This is a genomic window from Neorhizobium sp. SHOUNA12A (assembly GCF_023006505.1).
Lineage (GTDB): Bacteria > Pseudomonadota > Alphaproteobacteria > Rhizobiales > Rhizobiaceae > Neorhizobium.
The window spans coordinates 1-22,597 of record NZ_JALBGV010000008.1 but is presented as its reverse complement, the minus strand read 5'-3'; the positions used below and the strand labels follow the sequence as shown (position 1 = coordinate 22,597).

The following is a 22,597-nucleotide window of genomic DNA, read 5'->3' as shown; positions in this document are numbered from 1 at the left end:
GTCGCTTCGACGACATCCGGCGATCCCCCCAGTTCGAAAATCTATGCGGTTGGGCGATCCATATTCGTTGCCGAGAGGATTGGCCGGTCGTATAAGGCGCGATGACGTCTGATTCAAAGATATTTGTTGGCCTGCGGTCGACCCGCAAAAAACCGGCCCCGGACCACGAACCAAGCCGTGCGAAATGCCAATGGGACGGGTGCGAAAAGAATGGCACCCATCGCGCTCCCGTCGGGCGAGATGCTGAAGGGCTGTATCTGCTGTTCTGTCCCGAGCATGTAAGGGAATATGGCAAAGGTTATAACTTTGCGCCAAATCTGTCTGACCCTTTAATTAGGCGCTATCAGACGGAGGCGGCAAACGGCAGCCGCCCGACTTGGGGTACTGGTATCAATCGCGCGTCGGAAATGCCGCTCCCGTCGACGGCTCGCTCCGGTTCTGCAAAGGCAACGAACGCACGTAAAAGCGCTGCAGAACGCCAGGCGGCGCAGGTGGATCTTCAGCGACGCAAGCTCAAGGTATTGGAGGCCAAGGCTTTCGAGACCCTCGATCTTTCGCCGGATGCAACGCCGGAGGAGATCAGAAGCCGCTACAAGCAGAGGCTCAAGATGCACCATCCGGACGCAAACCATGGAGAGCGCAACTCGGAGGACGAGCTTCGGGCGTCGATTGACGCCCATAAGATCCTCAAGCTCAACGGCTTCTGCTAGCGGCGTGGCAAGGGATCTGCGGCAGTCTCGATGGCAGCGGCGTGTACCTCCAGCAAAGGGAGGCGCCGTCCCGGATAGAGCGGAGTTGACGGCGGCTTACAGCGATGAAATCCATGGAGTCGCCACAGATGGCGGATCACAACTAAGGCACGAATCGCTCTAGCACTCTCAGCATAAGAGTGCTAAGGATATCCGATCGGGAACCCGCCATTGGGCTGCGCTCTCGCCAAGGAACCCAAATGAATAATACCATTTTTCGGCCGTTGCACGACCGCGTCGTCGTGCGCCGTATCGAGGCTGAAGCCAAGACCAAGGGCGGGATCATCATTCCCGATACCGCCAAGGAAAAGCCGCAGGAAGGCGAGATCGTCGCCGTCGGCACCGGAGCACGTGACGAGAGCGGCAAGATCGTTCCCCTCGATGTCAAGGCCGGCGACCGCATCCTGTTCGGCAAATGGTCCGGCACCGAGATCAAGTTCAACGGCGAAGACCTGTTGATCATGAAGGAAGCAGACGTCATGGGCGTCATCGCCTGATTTTCGGGCGCTTCTTTATTTCCTTTTGATGACGACTATGGGGCCAATGGCCCGGGAGTTATTGCCATGTCTGCCAAACAGATCAAATTCGGCCGTGATGCACGCGAAAAGCTGCTGCGCGGCGTCGACATTCTTGCCGATGCAGTCAAGGTCACGCTCGGTCCGAAGGGCCGCAACGTGGTGATCGACAAATCCTACGGCGCACCGCGCATCACCAAGGACGGCGTTGCCGTCGCCAAGGAAATCGAACTTGACGACAAGTTCGAAAACATGGGCGCCCAGATGGTCCGCGAAGTCGCTTCGAAGACCAACGACGTCGCCGGCGACGGCACCACGACTGCAACCGTTCTCGCCCAGGCGATCGTTCGCGAAGGCGGCAAGGCTGTTGCAGCCGGCATGAACCCGATGGATCTGAAGCGCGGCATCGATCTTGCTGTCACCGCCGTCGTCAAGGACCTGCTTGCCAAGGCAAAGAAGATCAACACATCCGAAGAGATTGCTCAGGTCGGCACCATCTCGGCCAATGGCGAGAAGGAAATAGGCCAGTATATCGCCGACGCGATGCAAAAGGTCGGCAATGAAGGTGTGATCACCGTCGAAGAAGCAAAGACCGCCGAAACCGAACTCGAAGTCGTCGAAGGCATGCAGTTCGACCGCGGCTACCTGTCGCCCTATTTCGTCACCAACGCCGAAAAGATGGTGGCTGAGCTGGAAGATGCCTATGTGCTGCTGCACGAAAAGAAGCTCTCCAACCTGCAGGCCATGCTTCCTATCCTGGAAGCCGTCGTCCAGAGTGGCAAGCCGCTGCTGATCATTTCCGAGGACGTTGAAGGCGAAGCTCTTGCGACGCTCGTCGTCAACAAGCTGCGTGGCGGCCTCAAGATCGCTGCCGTCAAGGCTCCGGGCTTCGGCGACCGCCGCAAGGCCATGCTGGAGGATCTGGCGATCCTGACGGGCGGCACCGTCATCTCCGAAGACCTCGGCATCAAGCTTGAAAACGTGACGCTCGAGATGCTCGGCCGCGCCAAGAAGGTCTCGATCACCAAGGAGAACACCACTGTCGTCGATGGTGCGGGGACCAAGGCGGATATTGACGGACGCATCGGCCAGATCAAGGCTCAGATCGAGGAAACCACTTCGGACTACGACCGCGAAAAGCTGCAGGAGCGTCTGGCCAAGCTGGCCGGCGGCGTTGCCGTGATCCGCGTCGGCGGCTCGACGGAAGTCGAAGTCAAGGAGAAGAAGGACCGTATCGACGACGCCCTCAACGCGACGCGTGCAGCGGTCGAAGAAGGTATCGTGCCTGGCGGGGGGACAGCCCTTCTTCGCGCCTCCATCCTTCTGAACATCAAGGGCGAGAATGAGGATCAGAATGCCGGGATCAGCATCATCCGCAAGGCTCTGCAGTCTCTGGTTCGTCAGATTGCCGAGAATGCCGGTGACGAAGGTTCGATCGTGGTTGGCAAAATCCTGGAAAGCGATACCGACAACTATGGCTACAACGCCCAGACCGGCGAATTTGGCGACATGATCGCCATGGGCATCGTCGATCCGGTCAAGGTGGTTCGCACGGCTCTGCAGAACGCGGCTTCGGTTGCCGGTCTGCTGGTGACGACGGAAGCCATGATCGCCGATCTGCCGAAGAAGGATGCTGCCGGCGGCGGCATGCCTGACATGGGCGGCATGGGCGGCATGATGTAAACGGTTCCCAATCGGGAACTCGAATAAGCCGTTTGCGGTGAAGGGCTCCGATCGATCGGGGCCCTTTTGTCATATGCTGGCTACGTCTCGCTTCCACAATTCCCCGCTACCTGAGGTTTTGCGATCATCTTGTCCAAGGCAGTGCAGCGTAGCTTCGCCACAGCACATAGAGGCTGACGGAAAAGATGATCCATCGGAAGATCTGCGCCAGCGTATTGCGATGCGTAGAGAGCCGCGTGGCGGTTATCGTGCCGAGCGTCCCGCCGCCAACGCCGCCAGCAATGAAATATCCCGCGACCTGCCAGTCCACCAGCCCGGACAAGGCGTAGTTGGCCGCTGTCGTGAGGCCGAACGTGCCGACGGCGAGGAGAGACGAACCGACCGCGTTGATCAGCGGCATGCCGGTAGAGAACAGCAGTCCCGGCACGATCAGGAAGCCACCGCCGATGCCGAAGAAACCGGAACAGAGGCCGGTCAGCAAGGCAACCAGGCTGGTCTTTCCATGGGTGCGGACCGTCAGGGATTGCGGCGTGATGCCGATCTGGCTGCGTGTCTTGCTCATGACGAAGCTGACGAACATCATCAGCAGTCCGAACATGAAGAGAAGGTCCTGGCCCTCGACGACCTTGCCGAGACTGGAGCCGAAATAGGCGCCGAGCGACCCGGCGATGGTGAAGATCAACGCGCATCGCCACCAGACATGGCCGCGAACCGCATGGCCCACGAGATTGAGATAGGCATTGACGGAGACGGCGAGCGCGCCGGTGCCGATCGCAGTATGCACGTCCTTGACGCCAACGACATAGATCAGCAGCGGCGTCGCGAGGATCGAGCCGCCTCCGCCGATCAGGCCGAGGGTGAAACCGATCAGCGATCCTGAGCCGATCGCAAGCAGGACCTGCTCGATTGATCCATCCATGCGGCCGTCAATTCCAGACCGAACGGGGAAACGCGTCGAGCGGAATCTTCAGGTAACGGCACCCGTTGTCTTCGGCCGGCGGCAGTTCGCCACCGCGAATGTTGACCTGCAGCGCGTGCAGGATCAGCTTCGGCATCGGCAAGGTTCTGTCGCGGGTCTCCCTCAGATCGACAAAATCCAGCTGCGACCTGCCGGCGACATGCGGGTTATCGGCTTTCTGCTGCGCGACCGAACTTTGCCACAAGGCTTCGCGGCCACCCTGCCGGTAGTCATGACCCGTGAAGAGGCGAGTTTCGTCGGGCAGCGACAGGATTGCCTGGATCGACGTCCAGAGGTTAGTGGCGCTACCGCCGGGGAAATCGGCGCGGGCGGAGCCGGTGTCGGGCATGAACAGCGTGTCGTGAATGAAGGCCGCATCGCCGACGAGATAGGTGATCGAGGCGAGCGTGTGTCCGGGCGAATGCATCACCCGCGCTTCCAGCTCGCCGATCGCGAAAGTCTCGCCGTCCTGCAATAGCCGGTCCCATTGGGAGCCGTCGCAGGCGAGATCCGGCCAGTTGTAGATCTGTCGCCAGATTTTCTGCACCGCCACCACATGCTCGCCGATCGCGGTCGGCGCGCCGGTCCTCGCCTTGAGGTAACGTGCTGCCGAGAAATGATCCGCGTGCGGATGCGTGTCGAGGATCCATTCCACCGTCAGCCCGCGAGAGGCTACGTGGTCGAGGATCGCGTCGGCATTCACCGTGGCGGTGGAGCCGGATTTCTCGTCGAAATCGAGGACCGGGTCGATGATAGCGCATTTGCGCGTCATCGGGTCCGATACGACATATTGAATGCTGCCCGTCCGCGCATCGTAGAAAGCGGCAACATCAGGCTTGTGCATAGGCCAGGCCCTCTTCGGTCTCCATGCGCGGAAAGAAGATCGCTCGTGCCGGGTCGAAATCATAGTCGGCTTCGAACATCGGCGCATCTGCCGCAAGCTGCGCCACGGACTCGATGATGAACCGTACTTTTTCATCCGAAAGCAGGACACTGAAGTTCAACCGCGTGAAACCCGGCTTCCTGATTTCGTCGCCGGCGAGAATGGCCTGGCGCATCTCTTCGGATTGCTTGGCATCGATCGACAGCAGCCGGTGCACGTAAGGGCCGGCGCAGGCACAGCCGCCGCGCGCCTGGATGCCGAAGCGGTCGCTCAGCATGCGCGTGACAAGCTGCTGGTGGACATAACCACCCTTGCCGTTGCGGATGCGAAAGGAGAAGATCGGCAGCCGATCCGCGCCGGGCAATCCGAGCAATTCCAGTTGCGGCACCTGGCTCCAGGCGGCAAATGCCTGCTGGGTCAGCTCTCGGTTGCGCCTATCCATCTCCTCAAGGCCGATTGCGTGTTTGACGATGAAGGCGAGAGCGGCACGGATGTCGCCGACGACGTTCGGCGTGCCCGCTTCCTCGCGCGCTTCCAGGCTGCTGCTGTAGTCGTGAGTCTCCGGCGAGACGAACTTCACCGTGCCGCCGCCCGGCCAAGAGGGTTTGTTCGTCGCCAGGCCCTCACGACGGACAATAAGGATGCCCGAAGCACCAGGACCGCCGATGAACTTGTGCGGCGAAATGACGATGGCGTCGATCTGTGCATCCGCACCAGGCGACATGGAAATCGGCACATAGGGACCGGCGCCCGCATAATCCCAGATCATCCTTGCGCCCGCGGCTTTGACCATTCTGGTAATCACGGCGACATCGCTGGTAATCCCCGTGATGTTCGATCCGGCAGACAATGTGCAAACCGTCAGGTCCGGCGATCCGTCGCGCAGCGCCTTGTCGAGAAGGGACAGATCGGGCCCGCCGGACGGACACTCGGAGAGCTCGACGATTTCCGCCCCGCTTTCGCGCCAGGGGAGAATGTTCGAGTGGTGTTCATAGGGTCCGATGATGACCCGGACGGTTTTCCCTGCCGCGACCGCTTCCGTGACGCCGAATAGTTTGACGAGGCGATTGAGGCCGGACGTCGCGCCGGAGCCGGTGAAGATGACGGCATGCTCTTCGGTCGCGCCACAGAATTCGGCGATCAGCGACCGCGCTTCCCGCCGCATCCGGGTCATGAAGCCGCCGCAATAGGAGGCTTCCGTATGACTGTTGGCGTAGTAGGGCAGGACTTCGTCCATCACGAAGTGTTCGATCGCGCGCAACGCCCGGCCGGAGGCGACATAATCCGCATAGACCAGGTTCTTCACGCCGTACGGACCTTCGATCTGTGCCGTCGCGCCGACGAGATCGTCGCGAAGATCGGCGATCAGCCCGGGATGGTTCAAGGCCTTGCGAAAACGAGCAAGAGGCGTGAGGGCCTGATTGGTTTCACGACGAATGGCTTGCACGGTCATCTCGCTGTAATCCTCTTCAGTCTCGAAGTTGACAGCGATTGTATTCTGCTTCAGGCTCGAAGAACTCACCTATTTTATGCGAATTTTCCCCCAGGTTGTGTCGTATGATCGAATCTTCAGCAAAGATCGATGTGTTTGATCTGAAAATCCTCACTGTTTTGCAAAAAGACGCCAGCCTTTCGCAGCGTGATCTGGCGGAGAAGGTCGGCCTGTCGCAAAACGCTTGCTGGCGGCGGCTTCAGCGGCTCCAGACGATCGGAATGATCCGCGGTTCACACAGCGATATCGACCTCAGCGCGCTGGGGCTGGATCTCACCGTCTTCGTGATGATCCGCACCCGCCATCATTCCAAAGAATGGATCGACGGTTTTCGCAGCCATGTCGAGCGTCTTCCCGAGGTCATCGATTTCTACCGGATCGGCGGGGACTGGGACTATCTGATCAAGGTCGTGACCAGAGGCATGTCCGGCTACGATACATTTTATCAGAAGCTGATCACCAATTTCGACCTTGCGACGGTCACCGGTTTCTTCTCCATGGAAGCCATCATCAACAATCGTCCGGTGGACCTGAGCCGGTTGCGGTAACGACCCTGACCGAGGCGCCCGTTCGCGCTGGTAGCTATCAATGCTTCTTTTGCTGTGTTCGCACCGCGGGTTTTTCAGCGGCATGGGAATTTGTAGGTTTGACTCAGAACGTCGCCTCAGGACCACAACTCCCTATCCTGGACCTTGCTCCAACACCTCCTTCAACGTCCCAACGAACGTCTGTGCGGCAAGCGAGAGGGGGCGGCGCTTCGGGATGATCATTCCAACGGAAACCGGGATGCGGGGCTCGAACTGGCGCACGGCGATGTGGTCGAACTCATTGGCATCCCAAACCGAGAAATGATCGACGAGGGCCACTCCGCGCCCTCGCTCGACGAGGCGCCGGATAAGCTGACTCTGGTTCGAGATCAGGCTGTTCGAAGGCCGTACGCCTTCGTCGGAAAGCGATCGGAAGATCGCCGCGCCAAACGGAACCGAGCGCGGATAGGTCACGAACGGCTGGTCGGCGATGTCGCTGGCGAGGATGATGCGATGTTTCGCAAGCTCGTGATCGGTCGGCATGATGCAGACCATCGAAGAGGTCTTGAGTGTCTGCGTCATCAGGTCGGCCTCATGCTCGGGATGATGCACCAAGCCGAAATCGTAATTTCCGCGACTGACATAGGTGTGGATCTTGTCGGAGTCGAGAAGGTCCACCTGGACCTGGATTCCGGGGTATAGATTGTTGAAACGCTCGACAGCCATCGGGATCAGCGCGGTGCTGAACGCCGAAAGTATGCCGATATTCACATAGCCCTGCGACATGGTGGTGAGGTCGAGAGACAGGTTCTCGAACAGCATCAGCTCGTCCATCAGCAGCGTCGCATGCGCAAAAAGCAGCTCCGCCTCGGGCGTCGGACGCAGTCGGCCGGCGCTGCGCTCAAACAGTTTGACGCCGGCAAAATCCTCCAGCTGCTTCAACGACTTGCTCGCGTTGGGCTGCGTCGTGTGCAGCACAAGCGCCGCCTCCGTGACGGAGCCTGTTTTCATGAAGGCGGCCAAGGTGTCGAGATGGCGCAACTTGATCCGGCGCATGATGGATATCTCCAGAGTATTCCAAAATTGAATGGAAAGCTCGAATAATTGAATTTTACAAGATGCGCCATGCCTTTCTAGATTGCTGGTCATTACGGGACAGGCGGACGCGGAAGCCGACGCACAAGCACGAAGATCATCATGGGCAACATCAGGGTTGGCATCGATGTCGGCGGAACCTTCACGGATTTCACCGTACTCGACGACGAAACGGGCGGCATGCGCCACTTCAAGGTGTCCTCGACACCGCATGATCCTTCCGAGGCAATCGAGATCGGCATCGCCAGCTTCGAAGGACGCAGCCTGAGAGCCTCCGACGTCGTCCATTTCGGTCATGGCACGACGGTTGCCACGAACATGGTCATCGAGCGTCGCGGCGGCAAGACTGGCCTCCTCACCACCGAAGGCTTTCGGGACGTTCTTGAAATCGGTCGCCAGACCCGTCCCGACCTGTTCGACATGAGTGTCCGCAAGCCCGATCCGCTGGTCGTGCGGCCGTTGCGCCTGGAAGTCGCCGAGCGCCTCGGTCCCCACGGCGAAGTCATCGTTCCTCTCGATGAAGCCGGCGTGGAAGACGCTGCAAAACGGTTCAGGGCAGAGGGCGTCGAAGCCATCGCCATCGGCTTTCTACATTCGTATCGCAATGCCGCTCACGAGCGGCGCGCAGCCGAGATTGTCCGCAAGCATCTGCCGGATGTCTTCGTCAGCCTGTCGAGCGACGTATTGCCGGAGTTCCGCGAATACGAGCGCATCTCCACCACGGTGATGAACGCCTATCTGATGCCGCGCATGGACGGCTATCTCGATCGCTTCATGAAACGATCGCGCCAGGCCGGCATCGATGCCAAGCCTTATACCATCCATTCCAATGGCGGCTTGATGTCCACCGAGACGGCGCGCAACTACCCGGTGCGGACCTGCCTGTCGGGTCCAGCGGCCGGTGTCGTCGGTGCAGCGCTCGTCGGCAAGGCGGCATCCTTTCCCGACATCATTACCTATGACGTGGGCGGCACCTCTACCGACGTCGCTCTCATCGCCGGCGGCAAGCCCGCCTATTCGGCCGACCGCGACGTGGCCGGCTATTCCATCCGTTGCGCGATGGTCGATGTCAGCGTCATCGGGGCAGGCGGCGGCTCCATCGCATGGCTTGACGATGCAGGCGGCCTGAAGGTCGGCCCGCAGAGCGCGGCTGCGGTTCCGGGTCCGGCTGCCTACGGCAAGGGCGGAACGGATGCCACGATCACCGACGCCAACATCGTCCTGCAGCGCCTGAACCCGATTGCGCTACTTGATGGCGCCATGCCGGTCGATCGCGAGGCGGCACTGAGTGCGATCAGCGCGGTTGCCGAAAAGATCGATCGCAGCGTCGAAGACACCGCCTGGGGCATTATCCGCATCGCCGTGGCCAACATGGCGCGCGCCATTCGTGCCGTGTCGATGGACAAGGGTCACGACCTCAAGCAGTTCGCGCTGATGGCCTTCGGCGGCGCAGGCCCCCTGCATGCCTCGCTGGTTGCGGCCGAGACCGGTCTTAACACGGTCATCATCCCGGAATCGCCCGGCACCATGTGCGCCCGCGGCGTTCTCCTTTCCGACGTTACCCGAGATTTCGTCTCCACTCAGATCAAACGGGCACAGGGCGAAGGCTGGACCGAGATCACGACAGCCGTCGCAGGTCTTGAAAAGCAGGCGAGAAAATGGCTCGAGGCGGAGACCATCCCCGACGACAGGCGCGCATTGCAGCACATCGCCGAAGCGCGCTATGCGGGCCAGAACCACGAAATTCGTGTCGAAGGCATCTTGTCGAGCGCGGAGGATTTCGCGGTTCGTTTCGCCGAAGCCCACCGCGTCGTCTATGGTTATGCACTGGACAATCATCCGGTTGAAATCGTCAACCTGCGTGTCCAGGCGATCGGCCACGCCGGGCGGCCGCTGCAGACGGTGGAAAGCGCTTCCGGCACCATGGCGGATGCCAGGGTTGGCGAGCGCGATGTGTATGTCGGCCCCGAAGGCGGCTGGAAAACTGTGCCAGTCTACAAGCGTGCGCTGATGCCGCAGGGGGAAAAATTCGCCGGCCCAGCCATTATCGAGGAACTCACCTCGACCGCCTACGTGCTTCCCGACCAGATCGGCATCATCGACGCCTATGGCAACATCATCCTCAGCTTTGTGAAGGACCGTGTGTGATGCAGCAGCACGTCAAACCACCGCGCGAGTTCGACGCCATCGAAATGGAGGTCTATTCCAACCGGTTCATGTCGATCACAGACGAGATGGGGCTCAGCCTCGTGCGTTCGTCCTTCTCCACCAACATCAAGGAGCGCAAGGACTGCTCCGTTGGCCTGTTCGATGGTAAAGGACGCCTCGTCGTCCAGGCATCGCACATTCCGGTGCATCTGGGGTCACTGCAGGGCGGCGTAGCGGCCGTACTCGAGAACTACAGGCTCGAGGACATCAAGCCGGGCGATGCGTTCATCTGCAACGATCCCTATCTGGCGGGCGGCTCGCACACGCCGGATATTTCCATCCTCACGCCGGTCTTTTATCAAGGCCGCCTTTGTTTCTTCGCCGCCAATCTGGGTCACCATTCCGACGTCGGAGGCGGCGTGCCCGGCTCCTGCGATCCGAGCCAGACCAGCATCTTTGCCGAGGGCCTGCGTATTCCCGTGCTGAAGATCGCGCGCGAGGGCGTGCTCGATGAGCAGATCGTCAAACTCATCAGCACCAACAGCCGCGATCCGCTGGAGCGCATCCTCGATCTCAAGGTGCAGATAGCCACCAACGAAATTGGGCAGCGGAAGCTCGTGGCCCTTGCCGACCAATTCGGCATCGCCACGGTCGAGAAGGCGATCGAGGACCTGATCGCGTATTCGGAAAGCCGGCTGCGCAAGCGCATCAAGGAAATGCCTGACGGCGTCTACAAAGGCGAAGCCTTCATCGACGGCGATGGCGTCGGTTTCGAGCCCTGCCGTATCCAGGTCGCCATCAAAGTGGAAGGTGAGGGGATTACCTTCGACTTCACAGGCACCGACAGTCAGGCGCGAGGCGCGGTCAACATTCCCAAGACCGCCCTCGACGCCACTTGCTACTACACGATCAAGGCGCTTCTGGACCCGTCGCTTCCGCCGAATGAAGGCATGGCGTTGCCAGTCTCGATCATTGCCGAGGAGGGCACACTGGTGCGGCCGAAGTTTCCCGCCGCCGTCGGCATCCGCTCGACGAGTTGCCAACGGGTAGTGCGCGCCGTCTTCCAGGCCTTCGCCGACGTTCTGCCCCGGGAAAAGGTATTCGCCTCTTCCGCCGACATGAACGCGACGATGATCTTCTTCGGGCCGCACAAGACCCGCCAGGGCAGCTTCGTCTATCTCGAAACGGTCGGCGGCGGTGCCGGCGCAAGCCTCGATCATGATGGCATGAACGGCATTCAGGTTCACATTACCAACACGTCGAACCTGCCGGCCGAAGCACTCGAGATCGAATATCCGCTGATGGTCCGTCGTTATGCACTGGCCGACGGGTCGGGCGGCGAGGGGCATACCACGGGCGGCATGGGCATCGTCCGCGAGGTCGTCGCCATGACGGATGGCATACGCGCCAACGCTTCCTGCGAGGGACTGCGTACTCCAGCCGACGGGGTCTTCGGCGGCGGACAGGGCGAGGTTGCGCGGCTGAAATTCGGCACTGCCGACGGCACTGTGACCGAATACGATATCTCGATCACCAATATCCTCATGAACCGTGGCGACAGCCTGTTCCTGCAAACGCCGGGCGGCGGCGGCTTCGGTCGCGCGTCCTGAACTGATTGGAGAATAAACTATCATGGCTCTCGAAAACCTGACGCCAAGCGACGAAGAGATCAAGTCCGCTCCGAACCCGAATTACCTGGAAGGTGACTATCTGAAGGGCGTCCTGGAGATGACCTTTCGCGAGGGCAACCCGCTGGCCGAAAAGCTGGTGGACGACATCTTCTCGTCGCGTGAAATCAACACCGTCTATCTGGTCGGCGCCGGCGGCTCGAATTCCTACATCGAACCGATCAAGTACATCCTCGACAAGTATTGCGACCTGCGCATCGAGCGTATCAACTCGACCGAGTTCGAAACGCGCCGCCCGAAGCCTGTAAACGAGAAGGCTGTCGTGCTTCTCACCTCACATAACGGCGAGACCGAAGACACCGTGGTTGCCGCCCGCTGGGCCAAGACTACCGGCGCGGTTACCGTCGCGCTCACTTCCGGCCACGAAAGCGGTCTGGCAAAGATCTGCGATTACCTTCTGCCCTACAGCAAGGAGCTGCCGGGCATGCCGAAGACGATGATCGCTTATCTGTTCGCCGCCTACCTGCTAAAGCACCTCCGCAGCCCGGTCGGCCCGCAACTGCTGCGTGACCTCGAAGCGATGCCGGCCAAGCTGCACGACATCAAGGATGCCGAGCGCGAGCGTGGCATGGAGCTCGCCCGCCGTTACAAAGACGAGAACATCTACTACGTGCTCTCCAGCGGTATCCTCTCGGGTCTCAATTACCAGTATTCGATCTGCATCTTCAACGAAATGTTATGGCTTGATGCATCCGACATCCATTCGGGCGAATTTCGCCATGGTCCCTTCGAAGTTGCCGATCCGGAGATGGCCTATGTCTTCCTCATGGACAATGGCGAGAACCGCAAGATCGACCAGCGCGCGCTGAAGTTCACCCGCCGGGTTACCGACAAGATCATCACTTTCGACGCCGGCCGCTACGAAGACATCTCACCGCTGCTGTCGCCCTTCGTGATCGGCGTCACCTGGTACTGGTTCGCCCACACGCTGTCGGTATTGCGCGAGCATCCGCTGTCCGTGCGCCGCTACATGTGGAAGGTCGACTACTGATGATCAGGCGCCCGCCCGCATGGTTGTTTCTGCCTCGCGCGAGTTCGTCGCGGTTCGGCACGGCATCGCCTCCGCGGGCGGGCGGTTTCTCCGTCGCGCCCTATGTCTCGCATGAAAAGAAGGCGGCCGAAAAATGATCACGCCCGACACGTCTTTCAACACGTTCAAGGTGCTCGGGCTCGGCGATAACGTTGTCGACCGCTATCTCAACACCGGTAAGATGTATCCTGGCGGAAATGCCCTGAACTTTGCTGTCTATGCCAAGATGCTTGGCGCCGATGCGGCATTTCTGGGTACCTTCGGTACGGATGCCGCCGCGCGGCATGTTCGGGCCACGCTTGAAGCGCTTTGCGTGCCGGCAACGCACAGCCGTATTATCGAAGGCGAAAACGGCCATGCGGATGTGCGTGTCGTCGACGGAAACCGGGAATTCGTGTTCTCCAATAGAGGTGGCGTCGCGCGGGAAAATCCGTTCACGCCGGGTCAGGGCGATATCGACTACCTCTCCGCATTCGCACTGGTGCACACGAGTTGCTACAGTCACCTCAACCAGCATCTCGCGACGCTGAAGAATGGCAGCCATCTGCTGTCCTATGATTTCTCCTATCGCTGGCAGGTGGAGGACCTGATCGCGCCGGTGGCGCCGCACCTCGATTTCGCCGCCCTGTCGGCAGGCGATGTCGGGCGTGGCCGTGCATTGGAAGTCCTGCGCGAGGTCGTCGGGCATGGCTGCGGCCTGGCGCTCGCGACCCTCGGGCCGGAGGGCGCTGTTGCCTATAATGGCAAGGACTTCGTGTCCGTTGCGCCCGTACCCACCGATGTCGTCGATACGCTTGGCGCTGGCGATGCATTCATCACCGCGACGCTGCTGACGCTGGCTGCCCGTGGCTGGAAGCGCGGCGAGCATGTAGGGCCGCAGGCCATCCACGCCGCGATGGAAAAGGGCTCGCAGTTTGCCGCCGAGATCTGCCGGATCGAGGGTGCGTTCGGTTATCCGGCACCCATCCACTCGCAAGTCACGGCTTGATCGGAGGCGCGATGCTGGAAGTCAGGAACCTCTCGATTGCTTTCAAGACCCGCGACGGACTGAAGTCCGCGGTGCGCAATATCGACTTCACCATCGGGCCGGGCGAAATACTCGGTCTGGTCGGGGAGAGCGGTAGCGGCAAGACGATCACCTCGCTTGCGGTGATGGGCTTGCTCCCGCCGAATGCGATAGTCACGAGCGGCGAGGTTCTGGTCGACGGCATCGACATGCTTCAACTCGGACCCGGTGAACTGCGCAAGCTGCGCGGCAGGCATATTGCGATGATCTTCCAGGATCCGATGGCGTCGCTCGACCCGATCTTCCCCTGCGGCGACCAGATCATCGAGGCGATCCGGCTTCACGAAACGGTTGGCAAGGCGCAGGCGCGCCAGAAGGCGATAGAACTTCTTGAGAAGGTCAGGATTCCTGATCCCGAGCGCGCCATGCGTGCCTATCCGCACGAGCTTTCCGGCGGCCAATGTCAACGCATCATGATCGCCATGGCGGTCGCCTGCAAACCCCGCATCATCATTGCCGACGAACCGACCACGGCGCTCGACGTGACCGTGCAGAAACAGGTTCTCGACCTGTTGCGCGGCCTTAACGAGGAGGTGGGGGCAGCCATCCTGCTGATCACGCATGACCTTGGCGTTGTCTACGAAGTCGCGGACCGGGTCGTGGTCATGTATTCCGGAGACAGAATAGAGGAGGCGACCACCGCCGATCTCTTCAATAATCCCAAGAGCAGTTATGCCAAGGCGCTGATAGACTCGATGCCGACGCCCGGCGGCCAGCATGACCGCCTGCCAGTGATCGAGCGTGACGCGCTTGGCAACGTTTTCAGCGTCCGACCCGAACCGCGCGTCCGTTCAAGCAATGTCGCGGCGGCACCGGACGCGAACGCTACGCCGCTGCTCGAGATCAGGGATCTCGTCAAGTCCTACTGGATCAAGCCTGCACCGCTTGCGGTGCCGGTCGAAATGCGGGCTGTGGACCGTGTCAGCCTGAGCATTGCACCGCGCTCGACACTTGGGCTGGTTGGCGAATCCGGTTGCGGTAAAAGCACCCTTTCCCGCGCCGTCATGCGGCTCTATCGCCCCGACGCCGGCGAAATCCTGCTCAAGGGACGAGATATCGCCAGACTTTCGGAAGGCGAGATGCGGCCGTTCCGGCGTGAGATCGCCATGGTCTTCCAGAACCCTTATGGCTCCCTCAATCCGCGCCAGACCGTCGCCGAGCTTGTCGAAGCGCCGTTGGTTATCTTCGGGGAAGGCACTGCGCCCATGCGTCGCCGCCGCGTCGCTGGCCTGCTCGAAGCGGTCGGTCTGCCAGCCGCCGCGGCGGCGAAATATCCACATGAGTTTTCCGGCGGACAACGACAGCGGATTGCCATCGCCCGGGCTCTCGCACTCAATCCGTCGCTCGTGATCTGCGATGAGGCTGTCTCGGCCCTCGACGTTTCCGTACAGGCGCAGGTGCTCAACCTGCTCAAGGATCTGCAGGTGGAGTTCGACCTGACCTATCTCTTCATTTCCCACGACCTTTCCGTGGTCGAACATATCAGTGACACGGTCGCCGTCATGCAGAAGGGCCGCATCGTCGAATACGGGTCGGCGAAGGCAATCTTCGCCAATCCGAAGGAAGCCTATACCCGGATGCTGCTCGATGCGGTGCCGACCATCGGTTCGGACCGTGTCGGAAAGGGGGTCGCATGAACGCCTCTGTTGCCGGAGCTTTGCTGCTTGTTGGACGAAAGCTGCTGACGGCCTTCATCCAGCTGCTGGTAATCGCCACACTGATCTTCTCGGTCATGTACATCATGCCGGGTGATCCGGTGCTGTTATTGCTCGGCGCCGACAGCAATCCCTCGCCTGAAGCCGTTGCCTCCATGCGCAACCAGCTTGGCCTGGACCAGCCTGTCATGTCGCAGTATTTCGTCTGGCTGTGGAAGGCGCTGCATCTTGATTTCGGGGCGTCGCTCGCCAACGGCTATCCGGTTTCGCGATATGTGCTTTCCAACCTGCCGCGCACGCTGGAACTGGCCTTCGCGGCGATCATCATCGCGACGCTGATCGGTGTTCCGCTTGGCATTGCCGCTGCCCTCAAGCGTGGAAGTCTGCGCGATACGATCCTGACGTCCGTCGCCACGATCGGGATTTCTGTGCCTGTCTACATCCTGGGCACGATGCTGGTTCTGTTCTTCAGCCTGAAACTCGGTTGGTTGCCCGCCAGCGGCTATACGGACATTTCGCGAAACGCACTTGAGCATTTCCGCAAGCTCACCCTCCCGGCGGTGGCACTCGGATTCGGCCTTGCCGCCTCGATTGCACGCATGACGCGCTCATCGATGCTGGAAATCCTTGGACGGGATTTCGTGCGGGCGCTACGGGCGAAGGGCATGTCGGAGCGACGCATCATCTGGCAGCACGTGCTGCGCAATGCGGCAATCCCGATCGTCACCATCATCGGGCTGCAGCTCGGCAACCTGATGGGCGGCACGGTGCTCGTCGAAGCAATGTTCAATTGGCCGGGGCTCAGCACGCTGCTGGTGGGTGCGGTATCGGCCCGCAATTATCCGTTGGTCCAGGGCGCGATGCTTGCCATTGCTGCGCTTTTCATCTGCATCAATCTGCTGGTCGAACTGCTGTATAGCCTGCTCGACCCGCGCATCAGGAGGAAACGCACGTGACCTCCCGCACCCTTGGCGTCGCTCGCAGTCAGCCGGCATTCGTCGCAAGTCTTGCCGTATTGGCGATCGTCCTTCTGATGGCGATCTTCGGCGGCTGGCTCGCGCCTCACGACCCATTCATGCTCAACCCGCAGGCCGTCAACCAGGGCAGCTCCGCCAGCCACTGGCTGGGAACCGACGAATTCGGCCGCGATCTGCTGAGCCGGCTTCTTATCGGCATCCGTCCGACCCTCATGGTAGCGCTTGGCGCCACGGTGATCGCCGCTGTGTTCGGAACTTTCCTTGGAATCGCAGGTGCTTACGGACGTTTGTGGCTGTCCTTTCTGATCATGCGCGCCGTCGACATCATGTTGAGCTTTCCGCCAATTCTGCTTGCGCTGCTCGCGGTCGGGTTCTGGGAAAGCGACGTTCTCAGCCTGACCGTCGTGATCGGCGTGCTCTATATCCCGCATTTTGCCCGTGTCGCTCATTCTGCCACGCTTCAGGTCACACGCCAGGAGTTCATGGAAGCCGAGCATGCCATGGGGGCCTCGGTGCGGCGTGTCGTCTTCACGGCGATTCTGCCGAACATCCTGTCGCCGCTGGTCGTCCAGGCGACGCTGACGGTCGCCGCGGCGATTCTCCTTGAATCGGGACTGAGCTTCCTTGGCCTAGGCATTGTGCCGCCGGAACCGTCCTGGGGCCAGATGATCGGGACCGCCCGCGGCTATCTCGGCCAGAACCCGATGTATGTCATCTGGCCATCCCTTCTTCTCGCGCTGACAGTGCTCGCCATCAACGTGGTGGGCGACCGGTTGCGCGACATTCTCGATCCACGTCTCAGGGAGGAATAGCCGACATGGAAAAGACGAATAAACAAGCACAAGCAAAAAAGGGGTACAGCATGAAGAAATCAGTTCTCGGGCTTATCTTCGCCCTCGCATCCAGCGTTTCCGCGCATCAGGCTCTGGCTGCTGAGGGCGGTACTCTCTATTTCGGTCTCTCCGGCGAGCCTTCCACGCTCGACAGCACCATTAACGCGGGAACGCCGGCCCGCACGATCCGGCTCGCCATTCACCGCGGCCTCGTCAACTACGGCGCTGATGGAAAGCTGTCGCAGGAACTTGCGCGATCCTACGAGGTCTCCACAGACGCACTGACCTATACGTTCAAGCTGCGGGACGCCAAATTCCACGACGGGTCGCCGGTGACCGCGCAGGATGTGAAGGCGTCCATCGAGCGCATCACCGCAGCAGACAGCAAGGCGACTTATCGAAACGAGCTGGGTGTGATCAAAGCGATCGATACGCTCGATGCCAAGACAGTCAAGCTGACGCTTTCCAAGCCATTCGTTCCGCTCATCCACTACCTGGCGCTTCCGGAATCGGCCATCGTGCCCGCCGCCTGGATCAGGGATCATGGCAAGGATCCGAATGCAACGCCGATTGGCGCCGGGCCTTTCAAGTTTTCCGCATGGGAACGTGGTCGCGAATTGACCGTCGAAAAGTTCGACGGATATTACAAGCAGGGCAGGCCTCACCTCGATGACGTCCACTACGTCTTTTATGCCGACGAAAATACCCGCGTGAATGCGCTGAAATCGAGCGACGTCGACATCATCGACTACGTTCCGTGGAAGGACGCCGCCTCGATCGAAGCCGATTCCAATCTGAAGCTGGCAAGCACGACCGGCCCTTTCATGATGCTGCAGTTCAACACCAAATTCGAGCCGTTTTCGAAGCCGGAGGTGCGGCAGGCCGTATCTTACGCCATCGATCGCGCCACGGTCATCAACACGGCCTTCAATGGTCGGGGCACGCCGATTTACGGAATTGCGGTTCCGGAAGGATACATGGGCTATTCCAAGGAGAAGGCCAACTACTTCAGCTACGACATTACCAAGGCGAAGGCACTGCTGGCGAAGGCGGGTTATCCGAACGGCTTCGAGGCACGGCTGTTGTCGACCGCCCAATACGGCTTCCATAACAATACCGCGATCGCGGTGCAGGCGGAGCTCGCCAAGATCGGCATCAAGGCGAAGCTTGATCTTCCGGACTGGTCCGGCCGCATCGCCAAGAACAACGCCGGCGACTATGATTTTCTTGTCGCGGGCACCGCAGGCGACATCGCCGACCCCGATTGGCTCAGCAACTTCTTCTACGGTGGGCAGCAACTGGTCCGGCTCAACAACTCAGCCTACTTCAACGATCCGGCCATCAACGATCTCCTGGACAAGGGGCGCGTCACGCTCGACACGGCCGAGCGGGGGAAGATCTACGGCCAGTTTGTCGACCGTGCTCTGGAGCAGTCGCCTTTTGTTTATCTGATGTGGCGCGACCAGAGTTTCGGCCTTCGCAAGAACGTCAAGGGCTTTACCAACATTCCCGGCTTTCTGACATTCCAGTCCGGCATCACGGTGGAAGACACCGAACTGGAATAGGCAGTTGAGAATGGCTGATTTATTCCCCCGATCTTTCAGATCGGGGGAACGCACATATTTGCTTGTCGAATGAGTGACCGTGGTTGATGATGATGAACGGTGCTGGTGCAAAATTTAAGGTACCCGCGAGCGTGGGTACCTTCTGCGTCTGCACTGCAGACCTTTAGCGTTAGCAGGGCGATTGTGACCGTAGTTAGCCTCCTTCGCCAATAGCAGGGCCGGCAGAGCGACCGTTGTGACGGATCGCGCGAAGCTGGCTGTTCATTCCCGATGGGATTCGCGGGCCAGCTCTTGTCGGACCCAGGTTGGATCGTTGCACGATGCCTGCCGGAACGCTAGCGCGCCGCAACCGGTGGTTTTTTTGACCCTGATGCTATTCGAGCGCTTCTTTGAGGATTTCGCCTTCCATCCTCTTCTTGTCGAGGAGGCGCTGCTGCTCTTTCACCTGGTTCTGAAGCGCCCGATATTCGGATGCCGCGACGACCTCCACCTGCGACGTAGTGGCAGTCAGCGCACTCTGCGTTGCATGCTTGTGCCGAGCAAGTCAAATATAACCGATAATGGAAGTTTATCGTTCATTTTTTTGAGCAGACATGGCGTGCGGTTTTGGCGGAAATCAGTGCGATAAACCGCTCAAGCAAAAGACGTTGCTGGGCATGGATTCGCGCTCCCGCTACCAGTCTAATCACCGAATGCTCGTCGCCGATCAGCTTTGAGAGGTACCCCTTGATATTCAGGGCGTAGGGCTCTCCTGGCTGTCTCGGCTCGATGACCACGGCGGCGACCATCTGCCGGAACGGAAGTGCCAGTTCGGGCGATATCTCTCCGCCATTCTCCCTGACAATCTGAGAGAGCGTTTCGATGTCCTCGCGGAATCGCTGGACCGCCTTCGGCTGCAGCTCGATCACGTTGACCGGCTCGTCGACTGATTCCAGGATCGCCTTCTGACGCTCGCGCTCCGCTCTAGTACTACAGTTGCGCTTTATGGTGATAATACCCTCTCCGATGAGCGATCGCCGCTTGCAACTTGTGCTGCCTTCGCCATCGAGACCATCGCAAGATGAGGGAAACTGAGACCGATCGCGACAGGGCCATCGCCATCAAATGCAGTATTTCCGTGGTTGTATGGACTTGCTTGAGCCTAAGGATCACGCTGCAGCCCCAACCCGGTCGTCTGGACTCGTTTCGTTCCATTTGCCAAACGCGTGGCGGCGTTGCTGAGCGCTGACCTTCACAAGGAATGCTGCCGCAGCCATCACCAGGCTCATATGGCGATGCCACCCATGCCAGGAGCGAGCCTCGCAATGGTCAAGACCCAGATCATCCTTCGCACGCAGGAAGCATTCTTCGATTGTCCAGCGCAATCCGGCAGCGGCCGCAAGTTCAGCTAATGTCGTCTCAGCAGGAGCATTTGCGAAGTAGTAGGCGATGGCATCTGGATTCCGCAGACTACGGCGTGCCAAAAGCCAACGTCGAAAGCCATCTTCATTCGGCCGGGTCATTGGAAGGCGTGTCCATTCGTAAAGCGCGTCGATCCAGGTCTCGAAGATGCGACTGTTCATCGGCGCATCGACGATGAAGGGAGCCGTGAGACCATGACAGCGCAGTCCGGCAATGAAGGTCTGTGCCTTCCATTTCCCGAAGGGAGCATAGGCGACAACGCGGTTGCCTTTGCGTGACCAACCGGTGCGTTTTGTCAGACGTGTGTTCGTCGAAGTCTCATCGATAAAGATGAGCCGCGACAATGCCTTGTTGAAGAACCGCTTTCGGCGGCTGATCCACAGATCACGCGCCTTGGCGATCTCCGGTCTGCGCTGCTCGCTTGCCTTGAGGCTTTTTTTTATTGCTCAGCCCAAGCCGGTGCAGAAACCGCCCGACCGTGGCTCGGTGGACTTTTACACCGCGCTCAGCCAATTCAATACACAACTCGTCCAAGGTCACTTCGCCATGAAGAGACACGCGCCCGCTGATCCATTCACCATGGGCAGAAAGCTTGCTGCCAGGCGGATGTCCCTGCTTGCCGGCGGCAAGCGAACCGGATGAGCGATGAAGAATCAATCGGCCTGTTCGCCAGTTGCGCCTACTAAAGTTAACCCGCCCGATAGGCGCTATTGCTTTACAAATCCTCTGGCGGCGGGGAGGTCTGATACAGCTTGACTGCGGAACCAAAGGCAGCTGCATTCCTCAATGACACTTGGCATTTTTTTGCTGTATGTGGATAATGGGAGAGTTGCAATTTTATTCTTCAGCCAAGCAAACCGTAGATCAACGGGAGATGTGAATACCGATGGCATACCAATTGCTTATCCCACTCACTTTGATTCCCACTGAAGAAACGGATCCCCGGCGAGTTGAAGAAGTTCGCGAACAAATTCTGACGGCGGGCCGTTGGACCCTCCCGATCATGGTCGAAAAAGACGCGCTGTTCGTTATGGATGGCCATCACCGGCTGGCGGTTGCTTTGCAACTCGGCTTAAATGTGATCCCCAGTGTTCTTCTCGATTACGAAACTGTCCAGGTAGAAGCTTGGCGGGCGGGGGAAACAATTACACCCGAGCACATATTCGATATTGTACGCCGTTGCTGCAAGTTTCCGATCAAAACCACCCGCCATATTTTTAAGGGTGAACTCCCTGCCTGTAACGTGCCCCTTGAAGAGCTCCGACGAAACCCAGATCTTTCGAAGGTTAGTGTGCCGACGCCACAGGGGGGAATGCTACCCTATCCCACATAAAATGCGGGGCGCGAACTGTCCCGATACACGTACTCTTGTGCGGAGGGATCGCCTGACCTGACTCCTCAAGGCTCCGGTTTGCACATCTCGAACGAAATCTGCTATTCGCCTCGGAGGCAAAGAGGAGTAGACAAATCGCCGCTAGTGGATTGATTTCAACGCTTGGTGCCCCGTAACCGATGTTTCAGACCCACATTGTCTTGAGCCAGAGCCGTTGCTATCGGGATTGCTCCTATATGCTCTGCTCGCGGCAAGAGAGTCAGATTTCAGATGTCCAGAAGAAACCAGTTTAACGGGATTTGCCACGACATCCTCGGAACGTTTGTTAGCCGGTACAACGATCACGATGGTTATTGGTCCCTGGGCCAGTACGTTGCGCTCCTCGAACGTCTGGGCGAAGGCCAACTTCAGCTCAATCTGATGGACGCGACTGAGGCTCCTGACAGTCGCGTCATCGCTGCGTCAGAGGAGTATTATCGAGGCGCGGTTCTGCGAATGATGGAGGCCAATTCGATGCCGCAGATGTGGCTCGCGAATGCAAGCATCAAGGTTTCCATCGTTGCCCCAGCCAAGGTCGCTTGCGAAATTGAAATTGTTTCTGATCTTGGCAGGACTTACCGGAGCCAGCGCACCATAACTGTTCGGCCTCATGACCCCGTCATTGAGCTGCGGAGAACAGATAGATTCGGCCCTTCGAACCAAAAAGGCCGCTAAACGTGGGCTGCTTTGTTCATCCAATTCCACGGCAATAGGTCGGCGATCTGGCTTTGCTTGTGGCCGTTCACAATGGCGGTGAGGATACTCGTCAAATACGCAAACGGCTCGACGGCATTGAGCTTGCAGGTCTCGATCAGCGAGGCGACGGTCGCCCAGTTCTCAGCCCCGGCATCCAAGCCGGGTTCATGGTGCCGGGTTTCTGACGTTCGAAGCAAGGGTCACTTATCCCTTCCACCCCCTGGTTGGCCAAACCGTATTGGTAACCGGCAGCCATCAGCACGA

Annotated in this window: 21 protein-coding genes and 2 pseudogenes; 15 read left to right on the top strand and 8 right to left on the bottom strand. The window is 59.6% G+C overall.

Annotated features, from left to right (window positions below; all coding sequences use genetic code 11):
- Nucleotides 1–101: 101 nt before the first annotated feature.
- The 3 genes from MOV63_RS05915 (at nt 102) to groL (ending at nt 2,947) form a co-directional block, all read left to right on the top strand.
- On the top strand, nt 102–710 hold the full coding sequence (locus MOV63_RS05915; protein ID WP_040125316.1) for a J domain-containing protein: 609 nt from the start codon (nt 102–104) through the stop codon (nt 708–710).
- A gap of 239 nt (nt 711–949) precedes the next feature.
- The gene (groES, locus tag MOV63_RS05910) at nt 950–1,246 is read left to right on the top strand and encodes a co-chaperone GroES (protein WP_040125314.1); all 297 of its coding nucleotides are present in this window, start codon (nt 950–952) and stop codon (nt 1,244–1,246) included.
- A gap of 66 nt (nt 1,247–1,312) precedes the next feature.
- Nucleotides 1,313–2,947 carry a chaperonin GroEL gene (gene groL, locus MOV63_RS05905; RefSeq protein ID WP_247032495.1) on the top strand — a complete coding sequence of 545 codons (1,635 nt, stop codon included), beginning with the start codon at nt 1,313–1,315 and terminating at the stop codon, nt 2,945–2,947.
- Nucleotides 2,948–3,071: 124 nt separating this feature from the next.
- Here the strand turns inward: groL and MOV63_RS05900 are convergent, their stop codons facing one another.
- From MOV63_RS05900 to MOV63_RS05890, 3 genes are read right to left on the bottom strand one after another with little or no spacing between them, the layout of a single operon-like run.
- A complete protein-coding gene (locus MOV63_RS05900; RefSeq protein WP_247032489.1) occupies nt 3,072–3,866 on the bottom strand; it encodes a sulfite exporter TauE/SafE family protein in 795 nt (264 codons plus the stop codon).
- A gap of 7 nt (nt 3,867–3,873) precedes the next feature.
- Nucleotides 3,874–4,749, bottom strand: coding sequence for an MBL fold metallo-hydrolase (locus tag MOV63_RS05895; RefSeq protein ID WP_247032487.1), 876 nt, complete (start codon nt 4,747–4,749; stop codon nt 3,874–3,876).
- Entirely contained in the window at nt 4,736–6,241 is a 1,506-nt protein-coding gene (locus MOV63_RS05890; RefSeq protein WP_258719122.1) for an aminotransferase class V-fold PLP-dependent enzyme, read from the bottom strand. The genes MOV63_RS05895 and MOV63_RS05890 overlap by 14 nt, the downstream gene beginning before the upstream one ends.
- 104 nt (nt 6,242–6,345) lie before the next feature.
- Here MOV63_RS05890 and MOV63_RS05885 point away from each other — a divergent pair, with 104 nt between their 5' ends.
- A complete protein-coding gene (locus MOV63_RS05885) occupies nt 6,346–6,828 on the top strand; it encodes an Lrp/AsnC family transcriptional regulator (RefSeq protein WP_247032483.1) in 483 nt (160 codons plus the stop codon).
- A 132-nt stretch (nt 6,829–6,960) separates the two neighbouring features.
- Here MOV63_RS05885 and MOV63_RS05880 read toward each other — a convergent pair whose 3' ends face one another.
- On the bottom strand, nt 6,961–8,091 hold the full coding sequence (locus tag MOV63_RS05880) for a LysR family transcriptional regulator (RefSeq protein WP_247032481.1): 1,131 nt from the start codon (nt 8,089–8,091) through the stop codon (nt 6,961–6,963).
- On the opposite strand from MOV63_RS05880, the gene MOV63_RS05875 reads away from it, so the two are divergent.
- The 8 genes from MOV63_RS05875 (at nt 8,005) to MOV63_RS05840 (ending at nt 18,864) form a co-directional block, all read left to right on the top strand.
- Nucleotides 8,005–10,050, top strand: a complete 2,046-nt coding sequence (locus MOV63_RS05875) for a hydantoinase/oxoprolinase family protein (protein WP_040125301.1) — start codon at nt 8,005–8,007, stop codon at nt 10,048–10,050. The genes MOV63_RS05880 and MOV63_RS05875 overlap by 87 nt on opposite strands.
- Entirely contained in the window at nt 10,050–11,660 is a 1,611-nt protein-coding gene (locus MOV63_RS05870; RefSeq protein WP_247032479.1) for a hydantoinase B/oxoprolinase family protein, read from the top strand. The genes MOV63_RS05875 and MOV63_RS05870 overlap by 1 nt, the downstream gene beginning before the upstream one ends.
- Before the next feature lie 22 nt (nt 11,661–11,682).
- Nucleotides 11,683–12,729, top strand: a complete 1,047-nt coding sequence (locus MOV63_RS05865) for an SIS domain-containing protein (protein ID WP_247032477.1) — start codon at nt 11,683–11,685, stop codon at nt 12,727–12,729.
- Between the two features lie 133 nt (nt 12,730–12,862).
- Nucleotides 12,863–13,756, top strand: coding sequence for a fructoselysine 6-kinase (locus tag MOV63_RS05860; RefSeq protein WP_247032476.1), 894 nt, complete (start codon nt 12,863–12,865; stop codon nt 13,754–13,756).
- An 11-nt stretch (nt 13,757–13,767) separates the two neighbouring features.
- Nucleotides 13,768–15,471, top strand: coding sequence for an ABC transporter ATP-binding protein (locus tag MOV63_RS05855; RefSeq protein ID WP_247032474.1), 1,704 nt, complete (start codon nt 13,768–13,770; stop codon nt 15,469–15,471).
- Nucleotides 15,468–16,445: an ABC transporter permease gene (locus MOV63_RS05850; RefSeq protein ID WP_247032472.1), complete on the top strand. Its 978-nt coding sequence runs from the start codon at nt 15,468–15,470 to the stop codon at nt 16,443–16,445. Before MOV63_RS05855 ends, MOV63_RS05850 begins: the two co-directional genes overlap by 4 nt.
- On the top strand, nt 16,442–17,278 hold the full coding sequence (locus tag MOV63_RS05845) for an ABC transporter permease (protein ID WP_247032470.1): 837 nt from the start codon (nt 16,442–16,444) through the stop codon (nt 17,276–17,278). Before MOV63_RS05850 ends, MOV63_RS05845 begins: the two co-directional genes overlap by 4 nt.
- 50 nt (nt 17,279–17,328) lie before the next feature.
- Complete coding sequence (locus MOV63_RS05840; protein WP_247032468.1) at nt 17,329–18,864, top strand: ABC transporter substrate-binding protein; 1,536 nt, start codon at nt 17,329–17,331, stop codon at nt 18,862–18,864.
- Nucleotides 18,865–19,240: 376 nt separating this feature from the next.
- Here MOV63_RS05840 and MOV63_RS05835 read toward each other — a convergent pair.
- The 3 genes and pseudogenes from MOV63_RS05835 to MOV63_RS05825 all read right to left on the bottom strand — a co-directional run.
- Nucleotides 19,241–19,405 (bottom strand): annotated as a pseudogene (locus MOV63_RS05835) (IS3 family transposase); the annotation flags it as partial.
- Nucleotides 19,406–19,439: 34 nt separating this feature from the next.
- Entirely contained in the window at nt 19,440–19,772 is a 333-nt protein-coding gene (locus MOV63_RS05830; protein WP_247032466.1) for a hypothetical protein, read from the bottom strand.
- 240 nt (nt 19,773–20,012) lie between these two features.
- Nucleotides 20,013–20,609 carry a transposase gene (locus tag MOV63_RS05825; RefSeq protein ID WP_247032458.1) on the bottom strand — a complete coding sequence of 199 codons (597 nt, stop codon included), beginning with the start codon at nt 20,607–20,609 and terminating at the stop codon, nt 20,013–20,015.
- Here MOV63_RS05825 and MOV63_RS05820 point away from each other — a divergent pair.
- From MOV63_RS05820 to MOV63_RS05810, 3 genes are all read left to right on the top strand, one after another.
- Nucleotides 20,596–20,907: a hypothetical protein gene (locus MOV63_RS05820; protein ID WP_247032456.1), complete on the top strand. Its 312-nt coding sequence runs from the start codon at nt 20,596–20,598 to the stop codon at nt 20,905–20,907. The two genes, MOV63_RS05825 and MOV63_RS05820, sit on opposite strands and share 14 nt — an antisense overlap.
- 244 nt (nt 20,908–21,151) lie before the next feature.
- Entirely contained in the window at nt 21,152–21,598 is a 447-nt protein-coding gene (locus MOV63_RS05815) for a hypothetical protein (protein ID WP_247032454.1), read from the top strand.
- Between the two features lie 270 nt (nt 21,599–21,868).
- Nucleotides 21,869–22,312 carry a hypothetical protein gene (locus MOV63_RS05810; RefSeq protein WP_247032452.1) on the top strand — a complete coding sequence of 148 codons (444 nt, stop codon included), beginning with the start codon at nt 21,869–21,871 and terminating at the stop codon, nt 22,310–22,312.
- On the opposite strand, the pseudogene MOV63_RS05805 reads toward MOV63_RS05810, so the two are convergent.
- Nucleotides 22,309–22,494 (bottom strand): annotated as a pseudogene (locus MOV63_RS05805) (transposase domain-containing protein); the annotation flags it as partial. The gene MOV63_RS05810 and the pseudogene MOV63_RS05805 overlap by 4 nt on opposite strands.
- Nucleotides 22,495–22,597 lie beyond the last annotated feature (103 nt).

Bases quoted from the DNA above. Each gene is read 5' to 3' on its own strand.
- MOV63_RS05870 (WP_247032479.1), top strand. From the start codon at position 10,050: ATGCAGCAGCACGTCAAACCACCGCGCGAGTTCGACGCCATCGAAATG.
- MOV63_RS05900 (WP_247032489.1), bottom strand. From the start codon at position 3,866: ATGGATGGATCAATCGAGCAGGTCCTGCTTGCGATCGGCTCAGGATCG.
- MOV63_RS05885 (WP_247032483.1), top strand. From the start codon at position 6,346: ATGATCGAATCTTCAGCAAAGATCGATGTGTTTGATCTGAAAATCCTC.
- MOV63_RS05915 (WP_040125316.1), top strand. From the start codon at position 102: ATGACGTCTGATTCAAAGATATTTGTTGGCCTGCGGTCGACCCGCAAA.
- MOV63_RS05890 (WP_258719122.1), bottom strand. From the start codon at position 6,241: ATGACCGTGCAAGCCATTCGTCGTGAAACCAATCAGGCCCTCACGCCT.
- MOV63_RS05810 (WP_247032452.1), top strand. From the start codon at position 21,869: ATGTCCAGAAGAAACCAGTTTAACGGGATTTGCCACGACATCCTCGGA.
- MOV63_RS05865 (WP_247032477.1), top strand. From the start codon at position 11,683: ATGGCTCTCGAAAACCTGACGCCAAGCGACGAAGAGATCAAGTCCGCT.
- groES (WP_040125314.1), top strand. From the start codon at position 950: ATGAATAATACCATTTTTCGGCCGTTGCACGACCGCGTCGTCGTGCGC.
- MOV63_RS05875 (WP_040125301.1), top strand. From the start codon at position 8,005: ATGGGCAACATCAGGGTTGGCATCGATGTCGGCGGAACCTTCACGGAT.
- MOV63_RS05860 (WP_247032476.1), top strand. From the start codon at position 12,863: ATGATCACGCCCGACACGTCTTTCAACACGTTCAAGGTGCTCGGGCTC.
- MOV63_RS05855 (WP_247032474.1), top strand. From the start codon at position 13,768: ATGCTGGAAGTCAGGAACCTCTCGATTGCTTTCAAGACCCGCGACGGA.
- MOV63_RS05815 (WP_247032454.1), top strand. From the start codon at position 21,152: ATGGCATACCAATTGCTTATCCCACTCACTTTGATTCCCACTGAAGAA.
- MOV63_RS05840 (WP_247032468.1), top strand. From the start codon at position 17,329: ATGAAGAAATCAGTTCTCGGGCTTATCTTCGCCCTCGCATCCAGCGTT.
- MOV63_RS05850 (WP_247032472.1), top strand. From the start codon at position 15,468: ATGAACGCCTCTGTTGCCGGAGCTTTGCTGCTTGTTGGACGAAAGCTG.
- groL (WP_247032495.1), top strand. From the start codon at position 1,313: ATGTCTGCCAAACAGATCAAATTCGGCCGTGATGCACGCGAAAAGCTG.
- MOV63_RS05895 (WP_247032487.1), bottom strand. From the start codon at position 4,749: ATGCACAAGCCTGATGTTGCCGCTTTCTACGATGCGCGGACGGGCAGC.
- MOV63_RS05820 (WP_247032456.1), top strand. From the start codon at position 20,596: ATGAGCCGCGACAATGCCTTGTTGAAGAACCGCTTTCGGCGGCTGATC.